Raw genomic sequence first — 26843 nt, 5'->3', positions numbered from 1 at the left:
CTGGATTCTACGCCTCCCGGCGGGAATGACCATGCCACTTTACTGAAGAAGTCATTGAAAAAATTGCCATTGCAAAATGGCTTCCTTCAACTGCTGGCAGCGGGGATAATCAAGGCTTTCAAGCGCTTGCGCGGTTTCAGAGCGCAGCTTTGCCAGCAACGCTTTTCGCCCGAGCTCATCCGTTTTCCCTGCTAGTTTCCCCCGCAGGGCCGGAAGCGGCATATCAACATTGAGCAACAACCGCGTCAGCGCGGCAACCGAGGTTGAAAACGCGCGATGGGCAAAAGCAAACCCCGCCAGCTCCCGCCAGTCATCACTATTAAGGGTAGCTTCCCAGCCGTCGTCCACCGGGATCTTTTCACCGTTCCAGGCCGACAGGACGCGCATATCCCGGCATAAACGGTGATGTTCCTGCGCGCACAGCCGACGCCCGGCCTCGCTCAGCGGCAGCAGCGCCATCGCCGTGTAGCAGCCGCTGCTGGCTTCCCGATGGCTCCCCATCCGCACCAGCACAAACCCGCACCGCTGCCAGAAACGCCACAGCTCGTCGGTATAACCAAAACTCACCGACAGATAATCTTCCCCGCTGGCGCTAAGGATAAGCCGTTGCCCGATGCCTTCCCGCTGGCGCAGGGGGTGAACCGCAATGCGGCTAACCCGTCGCCCTTTCAGCGTCGCCGCGAGCGGAGAGCCGCCGTGCGCCGCCAGCGACTGCGCCACGAGATTCCCGCGTGGACGCCGGTATCCCGCCCACACGGCGCGGCTAAGCTCCGGTGACAACCCGCCCTCTTCCACCAGCCAGAGCGCGCCTGCAATATCGGCCCCCGTCTCTGCAACAGCAAAGTGCTGGCCGGGCGCGTCCATCATCCGGCGTAAATCGAGTGGTGACGTGCGGTAATGAGCAGCACACAGCAGTTCATAAACGCTTGCCGCGCGTGCCGGGTCGCTCTCCCACATCCGCGGCGCCAGCGGCGTTATACGAACCTCACCTTCCGGTTTGCGATCGATAAGCGCATCATCAAATAACAGAGCATTTGCCACGAACCGCTCAAGCGGACATCCGGCGGCCCAGCGAATGGGGGTCGATAAGGCATAATGCCGCAGTCCGCTGAAACGGGCGCAGAACTTCAGCAGGAAGCCCCTGCCCGTCCCTTCATAGCCCTGCACCGTGGTGGTTAATAATACGCGCGTAAAGCGCGTCACCAGCTTCTCCAGCAGCGGGCCCGGGATGGCAGCCGCTTCATCGACAATCAGCCAGTCGGCCTGCAGCGTGGAGGCCAGCAGCGCATCCGGGGCCATAAAGTGGAAATGCTCGCCCGCAAAGCGCGCAATGACATCCGTTGCCCCTTTAGCCGGTGCCGTGACCACCGCACTCCCCTGAATGCTATTGAGCAGCATCCCCGCCAGCGCTGACTTTCCGCGCCCGCGCGGTGCCGTTACGGCAGCGATGCCCGCAGGCATGGTCAGAAGCGCGTCGAGGATCTCCGCCTGCTCGCGCTGCGGTGCGCCGCTGGCAGGCTGCCAGTCGGGTAAATCCGGCGCAACGGGAACGGACAAAGGACGATGCTGCTGCCAGACAATCGCATCCGAATCGGCGGCAAGCGTCCGGCAGAAGTGGTGCACAAAGTATGGAGTGGCGATCGGCTCCGCGCTGTCGCTCCAGCGCAAAGAATCGCTGTCTGGCCTGTCGGCCCAGTCAGCAAGCGGAGGAACCAGCAGCACCAGGAGGCTTCCGGCGCGCAGCGTTCCGCTGAGCGCGGCGAAGGCTGAGACGTCAAACCCGGCGCGCGCGTCAAAAACGGCGTGAAGGTATTCGCGTCCCAGCAGTCCGCTGAGGGTTTTTGAGGGAATGTCATCCAGCCACAGCCAGTCTCCCGGCAGGGTATTACGCAGGACAGCCGCCTGACTCAACGTCCACTGCGTCTCACCGCTGAGCACCACCAGCCGACGATGGCCGGTGCGCTCAAGCTCGCGTATCTGCTGATCAAACGCCAGCATTACATCGCTTTACCGAAGGTATTACACTGCGCCGGGTCGCCGCTGTCGAAACCGCGTTTAAACCAGCTGTAGCGCTGCTGCGAGGTACCGTGAGTGAAGCTGTCCGGCACGACGCGCCCCTGGCTCTGCTGCTGAAGACGGTCGTCACCGATTGCCTGAGCGGCATTCAGCGCCTCCTCAAGATCGCCGGATTCCAGCACGCCCTGCTGCTGCATGCTGTGGCCCCAGACGCCCGCGAAGCAGTCCGCCTGCAGCTCCATTTTAACGGACAGGCGATTCACGTCAGCCTGCGAAGCATTTTGCTGCAGCTGGCGCACTTTTGGCTCAATTCCCAGCAGCTTTTGCACGTGATGGCCGACTTCATGCGCGATAACGTAACCCTGGGCAAAATCACCGTCAGCGCCAAGCTTGCGTTTCATGTCATCGTAAAAGGAGAGATCGATATAGACGGTGCCGTCCGCCGGGCAGTAGAACGGTCCCATCACGGACTGCCCGGTGCCGCATCCGGTGCGGGTTGCACCCCGGTACATCACCAGCTTCGGCTGCTGGTAGGTACGCCCCATCTTCTCAAACAGCTGACCCCAGGTGTCTTCCGTTGTGGCGAGGATCACGGAGGTAAATTTGGCCGCTTCATCTTCATTCGGGCTGATGGAGCGCTGAGAATGCTGCTGCTGTTGCAGCGGCTGACCGGTCATTAACCCGGTGAGATCGACGCCGTAATAGCCCGCGACCAGCACCACAATCAGCAGAATGATACCGCCCTTGCCGCTGGGTAACCGGAAGCCCGGTCCGCCCATGGAAGGACCGCCGCCGCCATCACTGCGTCTGTCTTCTACATTGTCACTTTCACGACGCCCTTGCCAGCGCATAACCACCTCTAACTATTCCATTTATAATAGCTATGATCGTAGGCGGTTAACGGCAAGATTACCATAGGAAACAAAGGTAAGACGCCAAAGGATGCGAACATCCTTTGGCAAGTGAGGGAGTTAGTCGAGCTTAACGCCTAAACGGTGAGCAACCGCTTCGTACGCTTCAATCAGGCCACCCAGGCTCTGACGGAAACGGTCTTTGTCCATTTTATCCAGGGTTTCTTTGTCCCACAGGCGGCTACCGTCCGGTGAGAACTCATCGCCCAGCACCACTTCGCCTTTGAACAGACCAAACTCCAGCTTAAAGTCGACGAGGATCAGGCCCGCGTCATCAAACAATTTTTTCAGCACGTCGTTGGCTTTGTAGGTCAGCTCTTTCATGCGCGCCAGGTTCTCTTTGTTCACCCAGCCGAAGGTTTCGCAGTAGGAATCATTGACCATCGGGTCGTGCATGGCATCGTTTTTCAGGAACAGATCGAACAGCGGTGGATTCAGTTCGATACCTTCTTCAATGCCCAGACGCTTCACCAGGGAGCCCGCCGCACGGTTACGAATAACGCACTCAACCGGAACCATATCCAGTTTTTTCACCAGACATTCCGTATCGGACAGCAACGCTTCCATCTGAGTCGGGATACCCGCTTCGGCCAGTTTGGTCATAATGAAGTGGTTGAACTTGTTGTTCACCATGCCTTTACGATCGAACTGCTCAATGCGCGCGCCATCCCCTGCTGACGTATCATTGCGGAACTCGAGCACCAACAGATCCGGGTTTTCCGTGCTGTATACGGTCTTCGCTTTGCCACGATACAACTCAGCTTGCTTCTGCATCTTCATTACTCCTGGTGTGATGATTTGTGTTCAAAACTGGGGATATTATGCCACGCACACGTTTGCGTAGCACGAAAATAAAAAGGGCTGGATTCACCAGCCCTCGTATTTATTTGCTGAATGCTGCCTGGAAGACAGCGACCAGCGCATCGTTCTGCGACTGGGTCAGCGTGTGACCTTTTGGATCGATAAACTGCAGGCTACTGCGGTTATCAAGGTCACCGACCTGAATCTTGTAGTCACCGGAGGCAAGCTGAGGATCTTTCGCGCCCAGTTCCTGCCACGCGCTGTCGGAGAGCGGCTTATAGGTTGCCGTCATGCTGCCGGTTGAGCGGGTGCTGTCGGTCACTTTCATGCCCACTTTTTCCAGCGTCGCTGGCAGACGCTGCCAGGTCTGGTTAAACGGTGCACGCACCACCAGCATTGGCAGGCCGGTGTCATCCGCGCCGCTCTGGACATCGAAGGTCACACCGTTGCGGCTCTGCGCGGCGTTGGCAGCATCGGTCGCGTTTTTATCCAGGCCTGCGGCAATCACGTTCAGCATTTCGGTGCTGTAACGCTGCAGGGATGCGGCATCCGCAACCGGTTTACCCGCCTGCTCCAGGTTCAACAGCTTAACGTTAACCGCCTGCTGATAACCCTGCGGTTTAACGGAGACTTGATAACGACCGCGGTACTGCTGGTCTTCATCCAGACGGTTCCATTCGATCCAGTCGGTGGTTAACGTCTGGCTGGCATCATCGCGTTTATCGATGGTGTAGTTCTTCGCCTGAATGACGCTGACAACCTGCGGCCACAGGGTGCTACCGCGCGCGCTCTCAACCATCAGAGACGCCGTATCACCGGTGAACTGGGTACGCGCCCCGCTCACCAGCGCCAGAGGCTGTGCTGGCGGACGAATATCAAGCGCTTTACCGACCAGGCCGCTGCCGTTGGTCACGGGAATATTATAATCGCCGTTCTGAATCGGCAGGATCATACCAGCCGGTGCGTGAAGTTCAGCAAGCGGGGTCGCATCCAGATAGGATTCATCACCGCTCACCTGGCGCTTGTAGCGCGAGTCTGAACTACAGGCAGCGAGCAGCATAACAAGCGAAACACTCGCAACCTTCGCCAGGCGCGACTTCTGTACTGAATAAGCCATCAAATCTCCCTAAACTTTACAGCAAACCGGCATGTTTCAGCGCTGCCCTGACGATATCACGACCGTGGTCGGTAATCGGTGTCATTGGCAGACGCAGCGTGTCGGTTGCTACAAGCCCCAACTCCTTACATGCCCATTTCACTGGGATCGGATTGGGTTCGACAAATAATTTATTGTGCAGCGGCATCAGACGCTGATTTATGACACGCGCTTCATCAAAGTGACCGGCCGCGGCCAGTTTGCACATTTCAGCCATGTCGCGTGCCGCAACGTTTGCCGTTACGGAGATCACGCCATGGCCACCGAGCTGCATAAAGTCCAGCGCGGTCGCATCATCACCGCTCAACAGGATAAAGTCGTCTGAAACCAGCTCTTTGATCTGATGAACGCGGCTTAAGTTCCCTGTCGCCTCTTTAATACCGATAATATTTTTGACTTCCGAGAGACGACCAACGGTTTCCGGCAGCATATCGCAACCGGTACGGGACGGCACATTATACAGAATTTGTGGCAAGTCAGTATGTTCAGCGATGGCTTTGAAGTGCTGGAACAAACCTTCCTGAGTAGGACGGTTGTAGTAAGGGGTCACCGTCAGACAGCCGACAATGCCGCTGTCGTTAAAACGTTTAGTCAGGCTGATCGCTTCTGCGGTGGCATTCGCGCCTGTGCCCGCGATGACCGGAATACGTCCGTCAGCCAGTTCCAGGGTCAGCATAACCACATCGCCGTGCTCGTCGTGGCTCAGCGTTGCAGATTCACCGGTAGTCCCTACCGAAACGATCGCCGAGGTTCCATTGGCGACATGGTAATCAATCAGCTTCTTCATGCTAGACCGGCAGACGTTACCTTTTTCATCCATCGGTGTTACAAGCGCGACAATACTTCCCGTGAACATGAGCCATCCTCTGTGCGAACAAGAGTCTCAATGGTACGTTTGGAACTGTAATAAAAGCAAGCGACCTGAGGCCCTCAGGCGGTTGTATGCATGTTTTTTTTATGCTTTCCTTAGGAAGACTTAACCATGCAAAGGAAGAACAGGTTTGACAACCTCATCACAACATTACCTGGTTATCACTGCGCTGGGTGCCGACAGGCCGGGTATCGTGAACACCATCACCCGCCACGTAAGCAGTTGCGGCTGTAATATTGAAGACAGCCGTCTGGCCATGCTCGGCGAAGAGTTCACATTCATTATGTTGCTTTCAGGGACATGGAACGCCATCACGTTGATTGAATCGACCCTGCCGCTGAAAGGTGCCGAGCTGGATTTGCTGATCGTCATGAAGCGCACCACCGCGCGCCCTCGCCCGGCCATGCCCGCTACCGTCTGGGTGCAGGTTGAAGTGCCTGATTCTCCACATCTGATAGAGCGCTTCACCGCGCTGTTTGACAGCCATCAGATGAACATCGCCGAGCTCGTTTCCCGCACACAGCCGGGCGACGCAAGCACGGTTCCCACGCTCTTTATTCAAATTACCGCGCACAGTCCTGCGTCACAGGATGCGTCAAATATCGAGCAAGCGTTCAAAGCCCTCTGTACAGAATTAAACGCGCAGGGCAGTATAAGCGTCGTCAATTATTCGCAGCACGAACAGGATGGAGTTGAGTAATGAATCCACTGAAAGCCGGTGACATCGCACCGAAATTTAGCTTACCGGATCAAGACGGCGAGCAAGTAAATTTGACCGACTTCCAGGGACAGCGTGTTCTGGTCTATTTCTACCCGAAAGCCATGACCCCCGGCTGCACCGTACAGGCCTGCGGCTTACGCGATAACATGGATGAGTTGAAAAAAGTCGGCGTGGAAGTGCTGGGTATCAGCACCGATAAACCAGAAAAGCTGTCACGATTTGCTGAAAAAGAGCTGCTGAACTTCACGCTGCTTTCTGACGAAGATCATCAGGTATGCGAGCAGTTCGGCGTCTGGGGCGAGAAGACGTTTATGGGTAAAACCTACGACGGCATTCACCGCATCAGCTTCCTGATTGACGCCGACGGTAAAGTTGAACACGTGTTTGACGACTTCAAAACCAGCAACCACCACGACGTGGTGTTGAACTGGCTGAAAGAAAGTGCCTGAAAGTGAGTGTCGGGTGGCGGCTTCGCCTTACCCGACCTACAAGGATAAATAGGCCGGGTAAGCGCAGCGCCACCCGGCAAAACTTACTGCTCTTCTACCGCCGGCACATCCGGCCACGCGTGGACGACCGCTTTAATCAGCGTCGCCAGCGGAATAGCGAAGAACACGCCCCAGAATCCCCACAGCCCGCCGAAAATCACCACCGATAAGATAATCACCAGCGGATGCAGGTTCACCGCTTCGGAGAACAGCACCGGTACAAGCAGGTTACCGTCCAGCCCCTGAATAATCAGATACACCGCGAAGCAGCTCCAGAACTCGGTACCCAGCCCAAACTGGAACAACGCCACGCCAACCACCGGAATGGTCACCACAAACGCGCCGATGTAGGGGATCAAAACCGAAAATCCGACCAGCACGGCCAGCAGCAGCGAGTAGTTCAGGCCGAAAATCAGGAAGCCAATCCAGGTGGCGACCCCCACCACAATCATCTCCAGCACCTTGCCGCGAATGTAGTTGGTGATCTGCTGGTTCATCTCTTCCCAGACCTGCCCCGCCAGCCCGCGGTTGCGCGGCAGAATACGGCGTACGGCGTTGAGCATCTGGTCTTTATCTTTCACCAGGAAGAAGACCATCAGCGGCACCAGCACGAGGTAGACCGCCAGCGTCAGCAGTCCGACCAGGGACGCCAGAGAGTACTTCACCACCGAATCGCCCATCGTCATGATGCGGGCGCGCATATTTTCGGCCATCGCGTCGATAATCCCGGCATCCATCAGCGCAGGATAACGGCGCGGCAGCGTGGCGGCGAAATCAGAAAGCTTATTCAGCATGCCGGGCATATCGCGGATCAGGTTAATTCCCTGTTGCCAGGCTACCGGCATCACCACAAAGGCCATCAGCAGCAGGATGCCGACAAACAGCACCAGCACGATGCTGGTCGCCCAGCGGCGGGAACACCCAATATTCTCCAGGCGCGCCGTTGGCCACTCCAGCAGGTACGCCAGCACAATCGCTACCAGCAGAGGGGCGAGCAGGCCGCTGAAGAAGAACAGGATACCGAACCCGGCGACCAGAATAACCAACAAAGCAATGGCTTCCGGGTCGCTGAACCGACGCCGGTACCACTGCATTAACATTTCGAGCATACAACCCTTCCCTGAATCGAATGGCGGGAGTGAGAGGGTGAATTGTATCTAACTGTCACAAAAAAGACTTTCGCTTTTTGTATCCCGATCGCAATCCGCAAAAGCCTGATGAATGGGATTTTCTTCATGCTACAACACGGCTACACTCGCAGGGCAGCAGAGATGAACGATATGCCGGTTCATCGGTCAAACTAGCACATCTAACATACAGGACAGTGGTTATGTTCAGGCAGTTGAGAAAAACACTGGTTGCAACACTGATTGCCGCGGTGACGGTCGGTCAGGTGTTGCCCGCTTTTGCTGACTCGTCCGATACATTGCCGGACATGGGCACCACGGCAGGAAGCACGCTCTCTATTGGGCAAGAGATGCAAATGGGCGACTACTATGTCCGCCAGCTGCGCGGCAGCGCCCCGCTGATTAACGACCCTTTGCTGGTACAGTACATAAACGGGCTGGGAATGCGCCTGGTGGCGCACGCCGACTCGGTAAAAACCCCCTTCCATTTCTATTTAATCAATAATGACGAAATCAACGCCTTCGCCTTCTTTGGCGGTAACGTGGTGCTGCATTCGGCGTTATTCCGTTATTCGGACAACGAAAGCCAGCTGGCCTCGGTCATGGCGCACGAAATTTCGCACGTCACCCAGCGGCACCTGGCGCGTGCGATGGAAGACCAGAAACGTAACGCTCCCCTCACCTGGGTGGGCGCACTGGGTTCCATTCTGCTGGCGATGGCCAGCCCGCAGGCCGGGATGGCGGCGCTGACCGGTACGCTGGCCGGGACGCGCCAGGGGATGATCAGCTTTACCCAACAAAACGAGCAGGAAGCAGACCGCATCGGCATCCAGGTGTTACAGCGCTCAGGCTTTGACCCGCAGGCCATGCCGAGCTTCCTCGAAAAACTGCTCGATCAGGCGCGTTATTCTTCCCGCCCACCGGAAATTTTGCTCACACACCCGCTGCCTGAGAGCCGTCTGTCGGACGCGCGTAACCGTGCCAACCAGATGCGCCCGGTTGTGGTCCAGTCTTCGCAGGATTTCTACATGGCGAAAGTGAGAACGCTGGGGATGTACAATTCCGGGCGTAACCAGCTCACCAGCGACCTGCTGGATGCCCTGGCGAAAGGCAACGTGCGTGAGAAAAACGCCGCGCAGTATGGTCAGGCGCTCCAGGCGATGGAAGCCAGCAAATACGACGAGGCGCGTAAAGCGCTGCAACCGCTTCTGGCTGCCGACCCGAACAACCCGTGGTACCTCGATCTGTCGACGGATATCGATCTGGGGCAGAAGAAGCCTGCCGATGCGATTAACCGCCTGAAAGGGGCGAAAAACGTCCGCACCAACCCGGTGCTGCAGCTTAACCTGGCGAACGCTTACCTGCAGGGCGGCCAGCCGGGTGAAGCGGCGACCATCCTGAACCGTTACACCTTTAACAATAAAGACGATCAAAACGGCTGGGATCTGCTCGCTCAGGCGGAAGCCCAGCTTGGCAACCGCGACCAGGAGCTCGCGGCGCGTGCCGAAGGCTTTGCCCTGGTGGGGCGCCTCGATCAGGCCATTTCCGCGCTCAGCAGCGCCAGCTCGCAGGTCAAACTCGGCAGCCTCCAGCAGGCCCGATACGACGCGCGTATCGATCAGCTTCGCGGCCTGCAGCAGCGCTTCAAGCCGTACGAGAAGATGTAATCAAGGAGAATTCACGTCATGACAGACGCCGTAAAAATTTATCACAACCCGCGCTGCTCCAAGAGCCGCGATACTCTGAGCCTGCTGAAGTCTAACGGCGTGGAGCCAGAGGTGGTGCTGTACCTCGACACCCCACCGGACGCGCAAACCCTCCGCCAGCTGCTGCATATGCTGGGCATGGGCAGTGCACGGGATCTGATGCGCAAGAAAGAAGATCTGTATACGTCGCTTAACCTGAATGACGACAGTCTCTCCGAGGATCGGCTGATACAGGCGATGGTTGAAAATCCAAAGCTGATTGAGCGCCCGATTGTGGTGGCGAACGGCCAGGCGCGCATTGGACGCCCGCCGGAAGACGTGCTCGAGATCCTCTGATGGTTTCGCCCGGTGGCGCTGCGCTTACCGGGCCTACGGGTGCCATATGTAGGCCGGGTAAGGCGCAGCCGGCACCCGGCACAACTATAGCTTCAGAATATCTTTCACAAACGGAATGGTCAGCTTGCGCTGGGCGGTAATCGAGGCGCGATCGAGCTGATCCAGCGTGTCGAACAGCGTGCGCATTTCGCGGTCCAGCCGCTTCAGCAGGAAACGGCCCACGTCTTCCGGCAGCTCAAACCCACGCTGCTTTGCACGCAGCTGTAGCGCCTGAAGCTTATCTTCATCCGACAGAGGCTGGAGCTTGTAGATTTGTCCCCAGTCCAGGCGAGACGCCAGATCCGGCAGGCCCAGATTCAGCTGCCGAGGTGGGCGATCGCCGGTGATCAGCAGCCGGGTTTTGCCCGATTCCAGAATGCGGTTGTAGAGGTTAAAGATCGCCATTTCCCACGGCTCATCCCCCGCCACGCATTCGATGTTATCGATGCAGACCAGGGAGAGATGTTCCATCCCCTCCAGCACCTCAGGCACGAACCAGGTTCGTTTATCCAGCGGCACGTAGCCTACCGCATCACCGCGCGCCGAAAGCTCCGCACAGGCGGCATGCAGCAGATGGCTGCGCCCCGCACCTTCGCGTGACCAGATATAGATGTATCCGCTGTGTTCCTGACGCAGCACGTTTTGCAGTGCAGCCAGTAAAGAGGGGTTATCACCCGGCCAGAAACTTGCAAACGTTTCGTCGTCAGGGAGATAGAGTGGCAGAGAGAGCTGTGCCGGTCCGTTCAGAAGTACCTCAACCAGATCTGACATAAAATCGGCATGGAGTTTAACACGGAACCTGCAAGGAGAGAACCGGGCGGATCGTCCGCCCGGTTATAGGATCACTGTGACGCTTTTTCGCTTTCGTCAGCGTCCAGCACCACCTCTTCCGGACGGATCACGGAGATCAGCTTGAAAATCAGGCTCAGGCCCACGCCGACGATGGTTGCCAGCGCCATGCCTTTCAGCTCGGCCGCGCCGATGTGCACCTTCGCGCCGCTCACGCCGATAATCAGGATCACCGACGTCAGGATCAGGTTCTGCGCTTTGCTGTAATCCACTTTGGATTCAATCAGCACGCGAATACCGGAGGCACCGATGACCCCGTACAGCAGCAGAGACACGCCGCCCATCACCGGCACCGGGATGATCTGAATCGCTGCCGCCAGCTTGCCGACGCAGGAGAGCAGAATGGCGATGATCGCCGCGCCGCCGATAACCCAGGTACTATAGACGCGGGTAATCGCCATCACGCCGATATTTTCACCGTAGGTGGTGTTTGGCGTAGATCCAAAGAAACCGGAGATGATGGTGGAGAAACCGTTCGCAAACATGGAACGGTGCAGGCCCGGGTCGCGGATCAGGTCACGTTTGACAATGTTTGCCGTCACCACCAGGTGGCCGACGTGCTCCGCAATCACCACCAGCGCCGCAGGCAGAATGGTGAAAATCGCAAACCATTCGAAGCGCGGCGTATAGAAGGTAGGCAGCGCGAACCAGTGCGCCTGCGCAATCGGGGTGGTATCCACCACGCCCATCATAAAGGAGAGCGCATAGCCCGCCAGCACGCCGATCAGGATCGGGATAATCGCCATAAAGCCGCGGAACAGCACGGAGCCAAAGACCGTTACGCCCAGGGTCACCAGCGAGATGATAATGGTTTTGGAATCCGGTGACTGGCCGTCTGCTGGCAGCAGGCCGGCCATATTCGCCGCCACGCCCGCCAGCTCAAGACCGATGACGGCCACGATGGCGCCCATCGCCGCAGGGGGGAACATCACGTCCAGCCAGCCGGTACCGGCTTTCTTCACGATGAAGGAGACCAGGCAGAACAGCACGCCACACATGATAAAGCCGCCCAGCGCGACCTCATAACCCAGCGGCAGCAACAATAACACCGGAGAGATAAAGGCGAAGCTCGACCCGAGATACGCCGGGATTTTGCCTTTACAGATAAAGAGATACAGCAGCGTACCGATGCCGTTGAACAGCAGCACGGTTGCCGGGTTAATGTGGAACAGGATTGGCACCAGCACGGTTGCGCCAAACATGGCGAACAGGTGCTGCAAACTAAGCGGGATAGTCTGTAAAAGCGGCGGTCTTTCACTCACCCCGATAGCACGGCGCGTCATAGTGTTTTCCTCTGAGTAGTATCGTTGTTGGTGTTTTATTCAAAAAAAAGCCGACTATCAAAGTCGGCTTATTTATCGTTATTCGATTATTTCGTACCAAAGATCTTATCGCCGGCATCGCCGAGCCCCGGGATGATGTACCCGTGCTCGTTCAGGCCCTGGTCGATAGAGGCGGTATACAGCTCAACGTCCGGGTGCGCTTTTTCCAGTGCCGCGATCCCTTCCGGTGCCGCAACCAGCACCAGCACTTTAATGCTGCTGCAGCCCGCTTTTTTCAGCAGGTCGATGGTGGCAATCATTGAACCGCCGGTTGCCAGCATCGGGTCAACCACCAGCGCCATACGCTCGTCGATGTTGGACACCAGCTTCTGGAAGTAAGGAACCGGTTCGAGGGTTTCTTCGTTACGGTAGATCCCCACCACGCTGATGCGCGCGCTTGGCACATGCTCCAGCACGCCTTCCATCATGCCGAGACCGGCACGCAGGATTGGCACAACGGTAATTTTCTTACCTTTGATCTGCTCAACCTGCACCGGGCCGTTCCAGCCTTCGATGGTGACTTTTTCTGTCTCCAGATCGGAGGTCGCTTCGTAAGTCAGCAGGCTGCCGACTTCAGAGGCCAGTTCGCGAAAACGCTTCGTGCTGATGTCATGCTCACGCATCAGGCCCAACTTGTGTTTAACGAGTGGGTGTTTCACTTCCACAATCTTCATTCTCTTTCTCCTCTGAATGGCATCCGCAAAAAAATCGCGGGATTATACCGCTTTTTTCGGATTAGGCCATACCCATGTTGCTTGACAGGGATCAAGCAAAGACAAAAAACCGGAGACAGGTCTCCGGCTTAAGTGCGAGGTTCTGCCCGGTGGCGCTACGCTTACGCGGGCCTACGTGTAGTGTAGGTCGGGTAAGCGTTAGCGCCACCCGACAATTACAGGTTATCGCCGTTGCTCGCAATCACCTGCTTATACCAGTCGAACGACTTTTTCTTGCTGCGGTTCAGCGTGCCGTTGCCTTCATTGTCTTTATCGACAAAGATAAAGCCGTAGCGTTTTTTCATTTCACCGGTACCGGCAGACACCAGGTCGATACAGCCCCACGGGGTATAGCCCATCAGATCGACGCCATCCTCCACCACCGCTTTTTTCATCTCGCGGATGTGGGCGGCCAGGTAGTCAATGCGGTACTGGTCGTTCACCGTGCCGTCGCTCTCCTGCACGTCGATTGCGCCAAAGCCGTTTTCAACGATAAACAGCGGCAGCTGGTAGTGATCCCAGAACCAGTTGAGGGAGTAGCGCAGCCCCACCGGGTCAATCTGCCAGCCCCAGTCAGATTTCTGCACGTACGGGTTAGAGACCAGGCTCTTGCTCTCGTCATAGTCCAGCTGCGGGTTGTCCGCCGTCGCCTTGGTGGCGAAGGACATATAATAGCTAAACCCGATGTAATCCACGCAGCCCTGCGTCAGCGCGACTTTATCTTCTTCGGTGATATCCAGCGCGAAGCCGCGACGTTCAAAGTAGTTGAGCAGATGCTGCGGATACTTGCCGCGCACGTGCACGTCGGTGAACCAGTAGCGGCGGTGCATGGCGTTCATCGCCATCATCATGTCGTCCGGCGCGCAGGTCAGCGGGTAGATGGGGCACATGGCAATCATGCAGCCGATCTGCAGGGACGGGTTAATCTCGCGCCCCGCCTTAACCGCCAGGGCGCTGGCCACCAGTTCATAGTGCGCGGCCTGGAACATCACCGGCTCACGATCTTCACCCGGCGCGTACTTCAGCCCGGAGTTGGTAAACGGCGCAAAATCTTCATGGAAGTTGGCCTGGTTGTTGATCTCGTTAAAGGTCATCCAGTACTTGACTTTATGCTGATAGCGCTGGAAAACCACTTTCGCAAAACGAACGAAGAAGTCGATCAGCTTACGGTTGCGCCAGCCGCCGTATTCCGTGACCAGGTGGAAAGGCATCTCGAAGTGGGAAAGCGTAATAACCGGTTCGATGCCGTACTTCAGGCACTCGTCGAACAGATCGTCATAGAATTTCAGACCGGCCTCGTTCGGCTCAAGCTCGTCACCTTTCGGGAAGATACGCGTCCAGGCGATGGAGGTACGGAAGCATTTGAACCCCATCTCGGCAAAGAGTTTGATGTCTTCTTTATAGCGGTGGTAGAAATCGATGGCTTCATGGTTAGGGTAATTTTTCCCCTCAAGCACGCCGTTGGTGATTTCGCGCGGTACGCCGTGCGCGCCCGCCGTCATCACATCGGCAACGCTAACGCCCTTGCCGCCCTCTTTCCAGCCGCCCTCAAGCTGATGCGCCGCAACGGCACCACCCCACAGAAAATCTGCTTTAAATCCTGACATTTGCTTTCCCTCATTCTGCGTTATTTTCTGCAAAAACAATTACAGAAACCGGTTTCAGTTCGATGATGTGCAAAGGGGATAGCCGTTGCAAGCAGAACGCCGAAACCGGTTTCATTTTCGTGAACAGAGTCAAGTTTGTCGCCCTGCATAAGCCAGAGAGAAAAAAAGATCCCCGCACCGAGAATAGGCTCGCAAACGTTTGCCTGGACTGTTAGAATTGCGCCGATTTTTCTTACTAGCTATGCAATCGCGTGGGGACTTGAGCCGTGACCAACAAAACTTCTCTCAGCTACAAAGATGCCGGTGTTGATATTGACGCAGGTAATGCGCTGGTTGACCGAATCAAAGGTGTGGTGAAAAAAACCCGCCGCCCGGAAGTGATGGGTGGTCTGGGTGGATTCGGCGCACTGTGCGCGCTGCCGCAAAAATATCGTGAACCTGTTCTGGTCTCGGGTACTGACGGTGTAGGCACCAAGCTGCGCCTGGCGATGGATTTAAAACGTCACGACACGATCGGTATCGATCTGGTCGCGATGTGTGTGAATGACCTGGTGGTTCAGGGCGCAGAGCCGCTGTTCTTCCTCGATTACTACGCGACCGGCAAACTGGACGTGGATACCGCGGCCAGCGTCATTAACGGTATCGCCGAAGGCTGTCTGCAGTCCGGCTGTGCGCTGGTCGGCGGCGAAACCGCTGAAATGCCGGGTATGTATCACGGCGAAGATTATGACGTCGCGGGCTTCTGCGTCGGCGTAGTAGAAAAATCAGAAATTATCGACGGCAGCAAAGTGGCGGATGGCGATGTGCTGATCGCGCTGGCTTCCAGCGGCCCACACTCCAACGGCTACTCCCTGGTGCGTAAAATCCTCGAAGTGAGCGGCTGCGACCCGCTGACCACCGAGCTTGACGGTAAACCGCTGGCAGACCATCTGCTGGCACCGACCCGCATCTACGTGAAAAACGTGCTGGAACTGATTGAGAACGTTGACGTGCACGCTATCGCCCACCTGACCGGCGGCGGCTTCTGGGAAAACATCCCGCGCGTGCTGCCGGACAACACCCAGGCCGTAATCGACGAATCCTCATGGCAGTGGCCAGCCGTGTTTAACTGGCTGCAGACCGCAGGCAACGTGAGCTCTCACGAAATGTACCGCACCTTTAACTGCGGCGTGGGCATGGTTATCGCCCTGCCGGCAAGCGAAGCGGATAAAGCGGTTAAACTGCTGACCGAAAAAGGTGAAAACGCGTGGAAAATCGGTACGATTAAAGCCTCCGATTCCGAACAGCGTGTGGTCATTGAATGAAAAACATCGTGGTGCTCATTTCCGGCAACGGAAGCAATTTGCAGGCCATCATTGACGCCTGCAAACAGAAGAAAATCAACGGCACCATTCGGGCAGTATTCAGCAACAAGGCCGACGCGTTCGGCCTTGAGCGCGCGCGGGAAGCTAACATTCCCGCGCACGCGCTGGAAGCCAGTCAGTTCGCCGGGCGTGAAGCCTTTGACCGCGAGCTGGTTCAGGAGATTGATGCCTACGCACCGGACGTCGTGGTGCTGGCGGGCTATATGCGCATTCTGAGCCCGGCTTTTGTTGCGCACTACGCCGGACGTCTGCTGAATATTCACCCTTCTCTTCTGCCGAAATATCCCGGCCTGCACACCCATCGTCAGGTTCTGGAAAACGGCGATGAGGAGCACGGCACCTCCGTGCATTTCGTTACCGACGAGCTGGACGGCGGTCCGGTGATCCTGCAGGCCAAAGTCCCGGTCTTTGACGGCGACAGCGAAGAAGATGTGACCGAACGCGTGCAGACCCAGGAACACGCCATTTACCCGCTGGTGGTAAGCTGGTTTGTCGACGGGCGTCTCGAAATGCGCGACGGCGCTGCCTGGCTGGATGGCGTGAAGTTACCCCCGCAGGGCCATGCGGCGGAAGAGTAGTTTGTTATGTCGGGTGGCGCCGCGCTTACCCGACATCTACCTTGCATTACCCGATATTCTCTTCTCCAACCTTCTAAATTCCCCAACAAAAAAAATAACTGTCATACTTTTCTGGCACTGTTGGACATATCGTGGAAATGCTCGCCATAATAAGGACGAGACGGATTTACCACGTCCTGTGATTGAACTGGAGTGTGAGCTGTAATGGGTCAGGAAAAGTTATATATCGAGAAAGAGCTAAGCTGGTTAGCATTTAACGAACGTGTACTCCAGGAAGCGGCTGACAAAAGTAACCCGCTGATCGAACGCATGCGTTTTTTGGGCATCTATTCCAACAACCTGGATGAGTTCTACAAGGTTCGCTTTGCCGAGCTGAAAAGACGGATCATCATCAGTGAAGAACAGGGCTTAAACTCTCACTCGCGGCATCTGCTGGGCAAAATCCAGTCCCGCGTGTTGAAAGCCGATCAGGAATTTGACGGCCTGTATAACGAACTGCTGCTGGAGATGGCGCGCAATCAAATCTTCCTGATTAACGAACGTCAGCTTTCCGTTAACCAACAAAACTGGCTGCGCCACTATTTTAAACAGTACCTGCGCCAGCACATTACCCCGATTCTCATCAACCGCGAAACCGATCTGGTGCAGTTCCTGAAAGATGACTACACCTATCTGGCCGTAGAAATTATTCGCGGTGAATCCATTCGCTACGCGCTGCTGGAGATCCCGTCCGACAAGGTCCCGCGCTTCGTGAACCTGCCGCCGGAAACCCCGCGCAGACGCAAGCCGATGATCCTGCTGGACAACATCCTGCGCTACTGTCTCGACGACATTTTCAAAGGCTTCTTCGATTACGATGCGTTAAACGCCTACTCGATGAAGATGACCCGTGACGCCGAATATGACCTGGTGCACGAGATGGAGGCCAGCCTGATGGAGCTGATGTCCTCCAGCCTGAAACAACGCCTGACGGCCGAGCCGGTGCGCTTTGTTTATCAGCGCGATATGCCGGACGCCATGGTAGAAATGCTGCGCGAGAAGCTGACCATTTCGCGCTATGACTCCATCGTGCCGGGCGGCCGTTACCACAACTTTAAAGACTTTATTGGCTTCCCGAACGTCGGCAAGGCCAATCTGGTGAACAAGCCGCTGCCGCGCCTGCGCCATCTGTGGTTTGATAAATTCCGCAACGGGTTCGACGCCATTCGCGAGCGCGATGTTCTGCTCTACTATCCGTATCACACGTTTGAACACGTGCTGGAGCTGCTGCGACAGGCCTCGTTCGACCCGAGCGTGCTGGCGATCAAAATCAACATCTACCGCGTGGCTAAAGATTCCCGCATCATCGATGCGATGATCCACGCCGCGCACAACGGCAAAAAAGTGACCGTGGTGGTTGAGCTGCAGGCGCGCTTCGACGAAGAGGCGAACATTCACTGGGCGCGCCGTCTGACGGAAGCGGGCGTGCACGTGATCTTCTCCGCGCCGGGTCTGAAAATTCACGCCAAGCTGTTCCTGATCTCCCGTAAAGAGGGCGACGACGTGGTGCGCTATGCTCACATCGGCACCGGTAACTTCAACGAAAAAACCGCCCGTATTTATACCGACTACTCGCTGCTGACCGCCGATGCGCGCATCACCAACGAGGTACGCCGGGTCTTTAACTTCATTGAGAACCCGTACCGCCCTGTCAGCTTCGACTATCTGCTGGTCTCGCCGCAGAACTCGCGCCGTCTGCTGTACGATATGATTGATAAAGAGATTGCCAATGCCCAGAAAGGGCTGTCGTCCGGCATCACCCTGAAGCTTAACAATCTGGTCGACAAAGGACTGGTGGACAGGCTGTACGCCGCGTCCAGCTCTGGCGTACCGGTTAACCTGCTGATCCGCGGCATGTGCTCGCTGATCCCGGAACTGGAAGGCATCAGCGACAATATTCGGGTGATCAGCATTGTTGACCGTTACCTGGAACACGATCGGGTCTATATTTTCGATAATGCAGGCGACAAACAGGTCTATCTCTCTTCGGCAGACTGGATGACGCGCAATATTGACTACCGAATTGAAGTCGCAACCCCGCTGCTGGATCCGCGTCTGAAACAGCGTATTCTCGACATTATCGAGATCCTGTTCAGCGATACGGTGAAGGCGCGCTATATCGACAAAGAACTCAGTAACCGCTATGTACCGCGCGGCAACCGCCGTAAAGTGCGGTCGCAACTGGCGATTTACGACTATATCAAATCACTCGAGCAACCCGATTAACCTATGCCGATAAATGATAAGACCCCACGCCCGCAGGAATTCGCCGCGGTCGATCTTGGCTCTAACAGTTTCCACATGGTCATCGCCCGTGAGGTGGATGGCGCGCTGCAGATCATCGGTCGTCTGAAGCAGCGCGTACACCTGGCGGATGGCCTTGATGAACGCAGCATGCTCAGCGAAGAGGCGATGGAGCGCGGGTTAAACTGCCTGTCGCTGTTTGCTGAACGCCTGCAGGGCTTCTCGCCCTCCAGCGTATGCATCGTGGGCACCCACACCCTGCGCCAGGCGCTGAACGCGCCAGAGTTTCTCAAGCGGGCCGAAAAGGTGATCCCCTACCCGATTGAGATCATCTCCGGTAACGAGGAAGCGCGTCTGATTTTCATGGGCGTCGAGCACACCCAGCCGGAAAAAGGGCGCAAGCTGGTGATCGACATCGGCGGCGGTTCTACGGAGCTTGTGATCGGCGAAGACTTTGAGCCTCGCCTGGTGGAAAGCCGCCGTATGGGCTGCGTCAGCTTCGCGCAGATGTATTTCCCGGGCGGCACCATCACCCGCGAGAACTTCCAGCGTGCACGTATGGCGGCAGTCCAGAAGCTGGAAAACCTGGCCTGGCAGTACCGTATTCAGGGCTGGAACGTGGCGCTGGGCGCGTCGGGCACCATCAAGGCGGCGCATGAAGTGCTGCTGGCGATGGGTGAAAAAGATGGGTTCATCACGCCCGAACGCCTGACGCTGCTGACCGACGAAGTGCTGAAGCATAAAAGTTTTGACGCCTTAAGCCTGCCGGGGCTTTCCGACGAGCGTAAGGCGGTCTTCGTGCCGGGGCTGGCCATTCTCTGCGGCGTGTTTGATGCGCTGGCCATTAAAGAGCTGCGCCTGTCCGACGGCGCGCTGCGCGAAGGCGTGCTGTACGAAATGGAAGGCCGCTTCCGCCATCAGGATATTCGCAGCCGCACCGCGCAAAGCCTGGCCAACCAGTACAACATCGACCGCGAGCAGGCGAAGCGCGTGCTGGACACCACGGTGCAGATGTATGAACAGTGGGAAGAGCAGAATCCGAAGCTGGCGCACCCGCAGCTTGCCGCGCTGCTGAAATGGGCCGCGATGCTCCATGAGGTGGGGCTGAACATCAACCATAGCGGGATGCACCGCCATTCGGCCTATATTTTGCAAAACAGCGATCTGCCTGGCTTCAACCAGGAGCAGCAAACCATGATGGCGACCCTGGTGCGCTATCACCGCAAAGCCATCAAGCTCGACGACCTGCCGCGCTTCACGCTGTTTAAGAAAAAGCAGTTCCTGCCGCTGATTCAGCTCCTGCGTCTGGGCGTGCTGCTCAATAACCAGCGTCAGGCGACCACCACGCCGCCCACGCTGAAGCTGAAAACCGACGACCATCACTGGACGTTGAGCTTCCCGCACGACTGGTTCAGCCAGAACGCGCTGGTCCTGCTGGACCTGGAAAAGGAGCAGCAGTACTGGGAAGCGGTCACCGGCTGGCTGCTCAAAATCGAGGAAGAGAGCGCCGACGTCGCCGCGTAACGGTTCAGGCGTCCGCGCAGGACGCCTCTGTTTCCAGCAGTGACTCAAGCGGTGCCGGTCTGCCAATCAGATAGCCCTGCACATAATCAATACCTAGCGCGTGAACCGCGCTACGTATCTCTTCGGTCTCGACATATTCCGCCACCACCAGCATCTTTTTCATGCGCGCCAGATGGCAGATAGACGCCACAATCTGATAATCCAGGCTGTTGTTGACGATATTTCGGATGAAGTCGCCGTCGATTTTAAGAATATCCGCGTCCACGCTTTTTAGCCGCGCGTAGCTTGCAGAGCCGGTACCAAAATCATCAATCGCAATGCGTACCCCCATTTTCTGCAGCTGACTGAGGATATGCAGCGCCTGCTCGGGGTTGCAGAAGTTGCTGCACTCCGTCACTTCAAAGATCAGCTGCCACGGCTCAATAGCGTATTTCGCCAGCACGCGGCTCACCTCAAGCGGGAACTGCACCCGGCACACTGTTGAAGGCGCCAGATTAATAGCAAAGCGCTGGCCGGGCAGTCTTTCCCGATGCGCGGCCAGGAAGCGCAGCGTATGCTCAAGCACCCACAGATCCACCCGAGAGGACAAACCAAACTCCTGCGCGACGGGCAGGAACTGATCGGGGGAGATCAGTATCCCATTGGTGTCCGGCATCCGCAGCAGGACTTCGTGATAGCAATCGCCACGCAGGCCGCGAACGGGTTGAACCAGCAGGATGAATTCGTCGTTGTCGAGCGCCTTCTGCAGGCGGCTCATCATCGCGACTTTATCCTTCAGGCTGCGCTGCAAATGGACGGCACCGCGCTGCTGAAGATTTTCCGGGTGATTAGAGGAGAGTGACAGATCGGCCACCACCGCCAGCTCCCCCAGCACCAGATAAAGATGGTTAACCGGGGACCGGACATAGCAGTAGCTTACGCCAACCTGCGGCTGCAGCGGCATGCCGTCCCAGACAAAGCGGAACTGCTTGATATGCTCGTCCAGGGCGTCAATCCGCTGCTGGTGCGATTCCGCGTTGAGCCGCACCGCCATGTCATATCCGGTGAGGTGATACACCTGCTCATTGGGCTGGAGCGTACCGTTAACCCACTGCGCCAGCTGCTGTTTGTACTGAATACGCAGCTGCACGCCGTAATTTCGGCCCAGAATTTCCAGCTCCGGAATGCGCAGCAGGCAGAGCGCCGACCACGGATTCTTCGCCAGATCGCGCGACAGCGCCCGCAGGTTAGGCATATGGACAACCGGATCGAGCAGTGCCAGCCTGCGGGCGTGTTTGTTCACCGCGCGCTGCCGGGTCGCCAGCATCGACATATAAATCACCACAAACGAAAAGACCAGGTAACTGGAAGAGGTGATCGCCAGCTGAATATCGTACCCCGCGTTCACTGGGATATAGCGGTAAAAATAGTGAATGGACACCAGCAGTATCGGGGTCCAGATCAGCGAAATCAGCTTATAGCCAAAACGCATCGCGCCCCAGAGCATCACCGGCATCAGCAGCGACAGGGTATAGTTAGTGGTGAAGATGGAGCTGTTTTCATTTATCGGGAGCAGCAGCAGCGACAGCAGCCCGCCAAGCGCAATCGCCCACAGCGAAAACTCCGCGGCCGTCACCTTTTTATCTATCTGGAAACGGATCTGCGAGAGAAGACTTTTGATATAGCGCGGATGACGGATCAGGCGGATCAGCAGATAGCTCAACGGCACGCCCGTCAGCCCGCTGACCAGCAGCGCCTGGTAGTTAATGAGCGTACGAATGTTAAGAGGGTTCAACCCCGCGAGGCTCTGGCGACTCTCATACACGCCCAGATACACCGCAAACTGAAACAGCACCAGAAACAGCGTCGCGGGGCAGATAACCTGCCAGAAGATGCGCTGCGCCATCAGCCGGATGTCGCCGTACGCCGTCATATTGCGTCTGGGCGCAAACACCCGGTAGCCGCCCCAGCTGAGGACTAAAGGGACAATAAAATGGAGCACCCCGGCAACCGTTTCGAACATCCCGACCGACGGGTAATAGCGGATAAACAGCGACAACACGATCCCGGGAAGGGCTTCCAGGCCAAAGAACATCATCAGCGAGAGCAAAAAGGAGAGCGGTAAATAATAAAGCGCCGCGATACCGTCCCCCAGCTGCGTGAACGTATTTGCCACGCTCAGCACGGGAAGCAAAACCACCGGTAATAGTAGCGGCAATGCCCACCAACGGTATTTATTGTTTTTCAGAAAAGCGAAAATCTTCATAGATGCCCGGTTAAACCCCTTTTTCTCCAGAGGGAAAATAAAGACAGGCATCCAACCTGACCTGGCGCCACCCCGCGACGTGCAGAGTGAACAGTGTGGAGGAGGGATTTTAAATATCAGAGCCGGGAATCCGTTGACTTAAATCAAACTATTTCACGCAAATAAGCCTTGCAGAAGAATTTTGTGAAATAATTTTCTTCATATTATCAATATGGTAAATGCAATTATTAATTTCAATAACAATAGTTAATGCAAACGTTGACGGTTATTTACACATCACAGAATTGACCCCATCTTCCCGCTGTGCCTTAATATCCTTATCGCCCGGGAGGGCTTATCCAGGAAAAACAGAGTGAGTCAGGTCACGCGTATGCGCAAACGACATCGATTTAACACCCGAATGACCCGCATCATACTGCTTATCAGTTTCCTGTTTTTCTTTGGCCGCTTCGTTTACTCTTCGATTGGCGCCTGGTACCACCATCAGGACAAAACCCAGTCACAGCAATCCAGCCTGACCGTCGACACCGCTGACCGCTAACCCCCCGAAGGATGTTGTACGAGCCGAATAAGGGCCGCGATCCCTTTGCTGAGGATTTTATCCTGCCGCATCACCACCGCCAGCTGCCGCTGCAGCATGGGCGTCAGCGACATCACGCATAGCCCCTCGCGATCGGCAACCTGTTCTACCGCCATTCGCGGCACGATGCTGTAGCCCAGCCCCGCGCGAACCATGCGTTTGATCGCCTCGATGCTGCCAAGCTGCATCACCGGCGCCATCGCTACCCCATGGGCGGCAAACCAGCCATCGATCAGCGCCCGGGTCCCGCTGCCTGTCTCAAAGGCGATCAGCGGCTGGGCATGGAGCGCCTCCGGGGTTAACTCCCTGAAAGCGTCCTGCTGCTCCCTTGAGGCGATAAAGACAAACTCTTCGTCCATCACCGGCATGACGTCCAGCGCTCTGCCGCTCACCGGCAGCGTCACCAGCCCCATATCGAGACGGTTCTCTTCAATGGCCCTGACGATGTCGAGGGTGTTGCCCGTCGTGACTCCCACGCTCAGGAGCGGATAGTCGCGGCGTAGCTGCTCCAGCAGCGGCGGCAGAAGATGAATGCAGGCCGTCGCCCCCGTGCCAAGGGTAATGGTGCCGCTCACGTCGTGGCTAAACGCATTCACGGCCCGGATGGCGTCATCCACCACCTGCTGAATACGCTCCCCGTGCGCCAGCAAGGTTTCTCCGGCAGCCGTCGCCTTAATCCCTCGCCCGGTACGCTCCACCAGCCGCGTTTGCAGAAACTGCTCCAGCTGGCGTATTTGCAGGCTGACGGCGGGCTGGGAGAGGCCCAGAACGTCCGCTGCCGCTGAAAAGCTGCCGCGCTGGTGAACCAGGCGGAAGGTGGCGAGATAGCCCAGATTAAGCGTCGTCATTCAAAGTTTCTCTTATACCGTGCATAAGGTTGCAGCCCTGCCAGCACAATACCGCGCCCGTTATGCTCAGGACAACTGCATAACGGAATGAAAACTCATGGAAACCTCTGCCCTTCCTCGTCGCCTCGCCCTCACCGCCGGGTGTAATCAACTCATCAACTGGGGGATTTCATTTTATATGCCCGGCACCTTTGCGCGGGCCATTTCAGCCGACCGGGGATGGTCGTCACCGCAGATTTACCTCGGCCTGACGCTGGCGATGCTGGTGATGGCGGCGGTATCTCCTTTTGTCGCCCGCCTGCTGGCACGTTTTGGCGGTCAAAAAGTGGTGATGGTCGGAACGCTGCTGATCGCCGCAAGCTGTGCAGAAATGGCGTATACCCGGACGCTTTATGGCTGGTACAGCGCCTGGATTGTCGCCGGCACTGGGATGCGCCTGTCGCTGTACGATGCGCTGTTCGCCGCGCTGGTCAACCTCTACGGGCAGCAGGCGCGAAGAACGATCTCACGCGTCACGCTGGCGGGCGGGCTGGCCTCCGCCGTCTTCTGGCCGCTGGGCGATGGCCTGCTTCACATCATGAGCTGGCAGGACGCGTTACGCATTTATGCCCTGCTTGGCCTGCTGAGCGCAGTGCTGATCCGCACGCTTCCCCGGCAGCGGCTGACGGAAAACACGAAGGCCATCGCGCCGCCCCTGCGCAACGAGCGGCGTAACGCCTGGCTTTATGCGGCCTTCATCGCCCTTATCACCTTTGTCTCTAACGGCACCTCCACCCATTTGCCGGAGTTTATTGCCCACTTTGGCCTGCCGGTCGCCATCGGCATGCTGTGGGGGATCGGCCAGACGGGCGCGCGCTCGCTGGAGGTGCTGGCAGGTGGCCGCTTAACCCCCTTCAAGCTTACGCTCTTTACCGCTCTTGCCATGCCGCTGTGTTTTTTTGTGGGAATAAGCAGCGCCCTGTTTGCCTGGTGCGCGGCCGGGTTTGTGCTGGGCTACGGCGCCATCAACGGGCTGGTCACCATAGTCAAAGCCACGCTGCCACTGGAGCTGTTTAGTGCGGAAAGCTATGCCCGCCGCACGGGCATGCTGCTTATCCCGGGCCAGCTGATGGCCGCAGCCGCACCGTTTGCCTATGCGTGGCTGAACAAAACGCTGGGGATCGCGGGTGCAATGGGAGTGTCGACGGGGTTAACGCTGGTGATTGCCGGGCTGGCGATAGCGATCGTGCGCCGTCCCGGGAGGCAAACTGTATCGCACTGTATCCCGCGCGACGCGCTGACAAACGGGTACAAAACGCCCCCTCCGGCAAATATCTCCGATACATAAAAATGGTTTTCTTTCCCTGTCGTCATTCAGAACCGATGAGGAGAGAACCATGATTCGTCGTTACGCAATTTTACCCCTGCTCGTCCTGGCCTCTGTAACACATGCCCAGGCCACGCCGCTGGACAACCTGAGCGCCGCGGACGTTAACGGCCCCGCCGCCGTTGCCCCGCTGGCGCAGCCGCAACCGCCGGCAAAACTGATCGTCGATCCGCCGCTTTCCGGGCCGCTGAGTAAAGGCGCGGTGTTTATCCAGTACCGTGCCGAAAACCTGCGCATCGAGCCGGTATTCGGACCTGAAGCGCTCAAGGTCACCCCGCGCATCGGGCACATTCACGTGGTGGTGGATGACGCGCCGTGGCACTGGGCTGACGCCAGCGGAGAGCCGGTGATTCTGGTGGGACTCCCCGCCGGTAAACACAAGGTGACGATTATTCTGGCCGACCCGACGCACAAGCCGCTCGACCACAAAACCATCGAATTCACCGTACCGCCTCATGCGGCGGTCCACCATTTTTAAGGAGTCTGAAGATGAAAGCACTGACTGTAGTCACGGCAGGCCTGCTGGCGCTTTCCGCCAGCGCCTTTGCACAGAGCAAAACCAGCGTCGTGCTGGTGCACGGCGCGTTTGCCGACGGCAGCAGCTGGAATAAGGTGATTACCCTGTTGCAGAAACAGCACGCAGAGGTCATTGCCGTCCAGCTGCCGCTCACGTCGCTTAACGATGACGTTGCGGCCACAAAGCGGGCCATCGCCCGCGCCCAGGGGGATGTCGTGCTGGTGGGTCACTCCTGGGGCGGCACCGTGATTAGCGAAGCGGGCAACGATGCGCGGGTGAAATCGCTGGTGTATGTGGCGGCGTTCGCGCCGGATGCCGGCCAGTCAACGGCGGACCTCGCGGGAAGCTACCCGCCGCCGCCGGGCAGCGCGGGCATCGCCAAAACGGCGGACGGCTATTTATATCTGCCGACGGACGCCGTCAGGAAGGATTTCGCGCCGGACGTGAAGCCCGAGGAACAAACTGCAATCGCGGCCACGCAGGGGCCAATTAAGGCCGATGCGTTTGGTGAAAAGGTGACCCACGCGGCGTGGCATGATAAGCCGAGCTGGTTTGTGGTCAGCAAAAATGACCGAATGATCAACCCCGATCTTGAACGTGCGATGGCGAAGACGATCCATGCGAAAACCACCGAGGTCTCCGCGAGCCACGTGTCGATGGTGAGCCAGCCGGAGGCTATCGCCCGGACGATTGAGCAGGCGATTGAAGCAAAATAGTATTTTGTAAATTGTAGGCCGGGTAAGCGCAGTGTATGACCGGATACATAGGTGACAGATCAGACCGGGAACATAGGTAACACTTTTAGTCTATCCGCACCACACTCTGGGTTTTTCGGTCGTAGTACGCAAGCGTTATTCCGTTGAAGATGATGGCCT

General features: G+C 57.2%; 24 protein-coding genes. 12 read left to right on the top strand and 12 right to left on the bottom strand.

Translation table 11 applies throughout. The features are described 5' to 3' along the window. Window positions 1-51: 51 nt before the first annotated feature. The 5 genes from ACOTXT_RS11015 to dapA all read right to left on the bottom strand — a co-directional run bounded on the left by ACOTXT_RS11015 (window position 52) and on the right by dapA (window position 5740). Window positions 52-1998, bottom strand: coding sequence for a tRNA(Met) cytidine acetyltransferase TmcA (locus ACOTXT_RS11015; RefSeq protein ID WP_055321492.1), 1947 nt, complete (start codon window positions 1996-1998; stop codon window positions 52-54). Beyond that, window positions 1998-2867, bottom strand: coding sequence for a neutral zinc metallopeptidase (locus ACOTXT_RS11010; RefSeq protein ID WP_008501630.1), 870 nt, complete (start codon window positions 2865-2867; stop codon window positions 1998-2000). Before ACOTXT_RS11010 ends, ACOTXT_RS11015 begins: the two co-directional genes overlap by 1 nt. 120 nt (window positions 2868-2987) lie before the next feature. Then, on the bottom strand, window positions 2988-3701 hold the full coding sequence (purC, locus tag ACOTXT_RS11005) for a phosphoribosylaminoimidazolesuccinocarboxamide synthase (RefSeq protein WP_008501631.1): 714 nt from the start codon (window positions 3699-3701) through the stop codon (window positions 2988-2990). Between the two features lie 109 nt (window positions 3702-3810). Beyond that, on the bottom strand, window positions 3811-4845 hold the full coding sequence (gene bamC / locus ACOTXT_RS11000; RefSeq protein WP_008501632.1) for an outer membrane protein assembly factor BamC: 1035 nt from the start codon (window positions 4843-4845) through the stop codon (window positions 3811-3813). Window positions 4846-4861: 16 nt separating this feature from the next. Beyond that, a complete protein-coding gene (gene dapA, locus ACOTXT_RS10995) occupies window positions 4862-5740 on the bottom strand; it encodes a 4-hydroxy-tetrahydrodipicolinate synthase (protein ID WP_008501633.1) in 879 nt (292 codons plus the stop codon). 145 nt (window positions 5741-5885) lie between these two features. On the opposite strand from dapA, the gene ACOTXT_RS10990 reads away from it, so the two are divergent. Then, window positions 5886-6455: a glycine cleavage system transcriptional repressor gene (locus ACOTXT_RS10990; RefSeq protein ID WP_008501634.1), complete on the top strand. Its 570-nt coding sequence runs from the start codon at window positions 5886-5888 to the stop codon at window positions 6453-6455. Further along, on the top strand, window positions 6455-6925 hold the full coding sequence (bcp, locus tag ACOTXT_RS10985) for a thioredoxin-dependent thiol peroxidase (protein ID WP_008501635.1): 471 nt from the start codon (window positions 6455-6457) through the stop codon (window positions 6923-6925). Before ACOTXT_RS10990 ends, bcp begins: the two co-directional genes overlap by 1 nt. An 83-nt stretch (window positions 6926-7008) precedes the next feature. On the opposite strand, the gene ACOTXT_RS10980 is transcribed toward bcp, so the two are convergent. Further along, window positions 7009-8073 (bottom strand): AI-2E family transporter, encoded by a 1065-nt coding sequence (locus ACOTXT_RS10980; protein WP_008501636.1) that lies wholly within the window; start codon window positions 8071-8073, stop codon window positions 7009-7011. A gap of 221 nt (window positions 8074-8294) precedes the next feature. On the opposite strand from ACOTXT_RS10980, the gene bepA reads away from it, so the two are divergent. Further along, complete coding sequence (gene bepA / locus ACOTXT_RS10975; RefSeq protein ID WP_055321491.1) at window positions 8295-9758, top strand: beta-barrel assembly-enhancing protease; 1464 nt, start codon at window positions 8295-8297, stop codon at window positions 9756-9758. Window positions 9759-9776: 18 nt separating this feature from the next. Continuing rightward, window positions 9777-10133, top strand: a complete 357-nt coding sequence (gene arsC / locus ACOTXT_RS10970; RefSeq protein ID WP_021241810.1) for an arsenate reductase (glutaredoxin) — start codon at window positions 9777-9779, stop codon at window positions 10131-10133. Between the two features lie 84 nt (window positions 10134-10217). On the opposite strand, the gene ACOTXT_RS10965 is transcribed toward arsC, so the two are convergent. The 4 genes from ACOTXT_RS10965 to ACOTXT_RS10950 all read right to left on the bottom strand — a co-directional run bounded on the left by ACOTXT_RS10965 (window position 10218) and on the right by ACOTXT_RS10950 (window position 14663). Beyond that, complete coding sequence (locus ACOTXT_RS10965; RefSeq protein ID WP_166792068.1) at window positions 10218-10919, bottom strand: DnaA inactivator Hda; 702 nt, start codon at window positions 10917-10919, stop codon at window positions 10218-10220. 95 nt (window positions 10920-11014) lie between these two features. Further along, window positions 11015-12304 carry a uracil permease gene (gene uraA / locus ACOTXT_RS10960; RefSeq protein ID WP_023294266.1) on the bottom strand — a complete coding sequence of 430 codons (1290 nt, stop codon included), beginning with the start codon at window positions 12302-12304 and terminating at the stop codon, window positions 11015-11017. A gap of 86 nt (window positions 12305-12390) precedes the next feature. Continuing rightward, window positions 12391-13017 carry a uracil phosphoribosyltransferase gene (gene upp, locus ACOTXT_RS10955; protein WP_008501641.1) on the bottom strand — a complete coding sequence of 209 codons (627 nt, stop codon included), beginning with the start codon at window positions 13015-13017 and terminating at the stop codon, window positions 12391-12393. Window positions 13018-13232: 215 nt separating this feature from the next. Then, a complete protein-coding gene (locus ACOTXT_RS10950; protein ID WP_021241813.1) occupies window positions 13233-14663 on the bottom strand; it encodes a 6-phospho-beta-glucosidase in 1431 nt (476 codons plus the stop codon). A gap of 266 nt (window positions 14664-14929) precedes the next feature. Between ACOTXT_RS10950 and purM the strand changes: the two genes are divergently transcribed. The 4 genes from purM (at window position 14930) to ppx (ending at window position 20412) form a co-directional block, all read left to right on the top strand. Continuing rightward, entirely contained in the window at window positions 14930-15967 is a 1038-nt protein-coding gene (gene purM / locus ACOTXT_RS10945) for a phosphoribosylformylglycinamidine cyclo-ligase (RefSeq protein WP_008501643.1), read from the top strand. Further along, complete coding sequence (purN, locus tag ACOTXT_RS10940) at window positions 15964-16605, top strand: phosphoribosylglycinamide formyltransferase (RefSeq protein WP_021241814.1); 642 nt, start codon at window positions 15964-15966, stop codon at window positions 16603-16605. Before purM ends, purN begins: the two co-directional genes overlap by 4 nt. A gap of 204 nt (window positions 16606-16809) precedes the next feature. Further along, window positions 16810-18870: a polyphosphate kinase 1 gene (ppk1, locus tag ACOTXT_RS10935; protein WP_008501645.1), complete on the top strand. Its 2061-nt coding sequence runs from the start codon at window positions 16810-16812 to the stop codon at window positions 18868-18870. 3 nt (window positions 18871-18873) lie between these two features. Further along, on the top strand, window positions 18874-20412 hold the full coding sequence (gene ppx / locus ACOTXT_RS10930; RefSeq protein ID WP_008501646.1) for an exopolyphosphatase: 1539 nt from the start codon (window positions 18874-18876) through the stop codon (window positions 20410-20412). Window positions 20413-20416: 4 nt separating this feature from the next. On the opposite strand, the gene ACOTXT_RS10925 is transcribed toward ppx, so the two are convergent. Further along, window positions 20417-22657 (bottom strand): sensor domain-containing phosphodiesterase, encoded by a 2241-nt coding sequence (locus ACOTXT_RS10925; protein WP_055321497.1) that lies wholly within the window; start codon window positions 22655-22657, stop codon window positions 20417-20419. Window positions 22658-23009: 352 nt separating this feature from the next. Between ACOTXT_RS10925 and ACOTXT_RS10920 the strand changes: the two genes are divergently transcribed. Next, a complete protein-coding gene (locus tag ACOTXT_RS10920; protein WP_021241815.1) occupies window positions 23010-23198 on the top strand; it encodes a YfgG family protein in 189 nt (62 codons plus the stop codon). Here the strand turns inward: ACOTXT_RS10920 and ACOTXT_RS10915 are convergent. Further along, a complete protein-coding gene (locus ACOTXT_RS10915; protein WP_045351566.1) occupies window positions 23195-24085 on the bottom strand; it encodes a LysR family transcriptional regulator in 891 nt (296 codons plus the stop codon). The two genes, ACOTXT_RS10920 and ACOTXT_RS10915, sit on opposite strands and share 4 nt — an antisense overlap. Window positions 24086-24182: 97 nt before the next feature. On the opposite strand from ACOTXT_RS10915, the gene ACOTXT_RS10910 reads away from it, so the two are divergent. The 3 genes from ACOTXT_RS10910 to ACOTXT_RS10900 are packed head-to-tail and all read left to right on the top strand — an operon-like array spanning window position 24183 to window position 26684. Continuing rightward, complete coding sequence (locus ACOTXT_RS10910) at window positions 24183-25412, top strand: MFS transporter (RefSeq protein ID WP_333164571.1); 1230 nt, start codon at window positions 24183-24185, stop codon at window positions 25410-25412. A gap of 49 nt (window positions 25413-25461) precedes the next feature. Next, a complete protein-coding gene (locus tag ACOTXT_RS10905) occupies window positions 25462-25929 on the top strand; it encodes a DUF6130 family protein (RefSeq protein ID WP_023294273.1) in 468 nt (155 codons plus the stop codon). Between the two features lie 11 nt (window positions 25930-25940). Then, window positions 25941-26684, top strand: coding sequence for an alpha/beta hydrolase (locus tag ACOTXT_RS10900; protein WP_333164574.1), 744 nt, complete (start codon window positions 25941-25943; stop codon window positions 26682-26684). The last annotated feature ends 159 nt before the right edge of the window (window positions 26685-26843 follow it).

Origin of the sequence: Enterobacter cloacae complex sp. IR5422 (genome assembly GCF_049238165.1) — a bacterium.
Lineage (GTDB): Bacteria > Pseudomonadota > Gammaproteobacteria > Enterobacterales > Enterobacteriaceae > Enterobacter > Enterobacter roggenkampii.
This window is presented reverse-complemented; position numbering and strand designations above follow the sequence as displayed.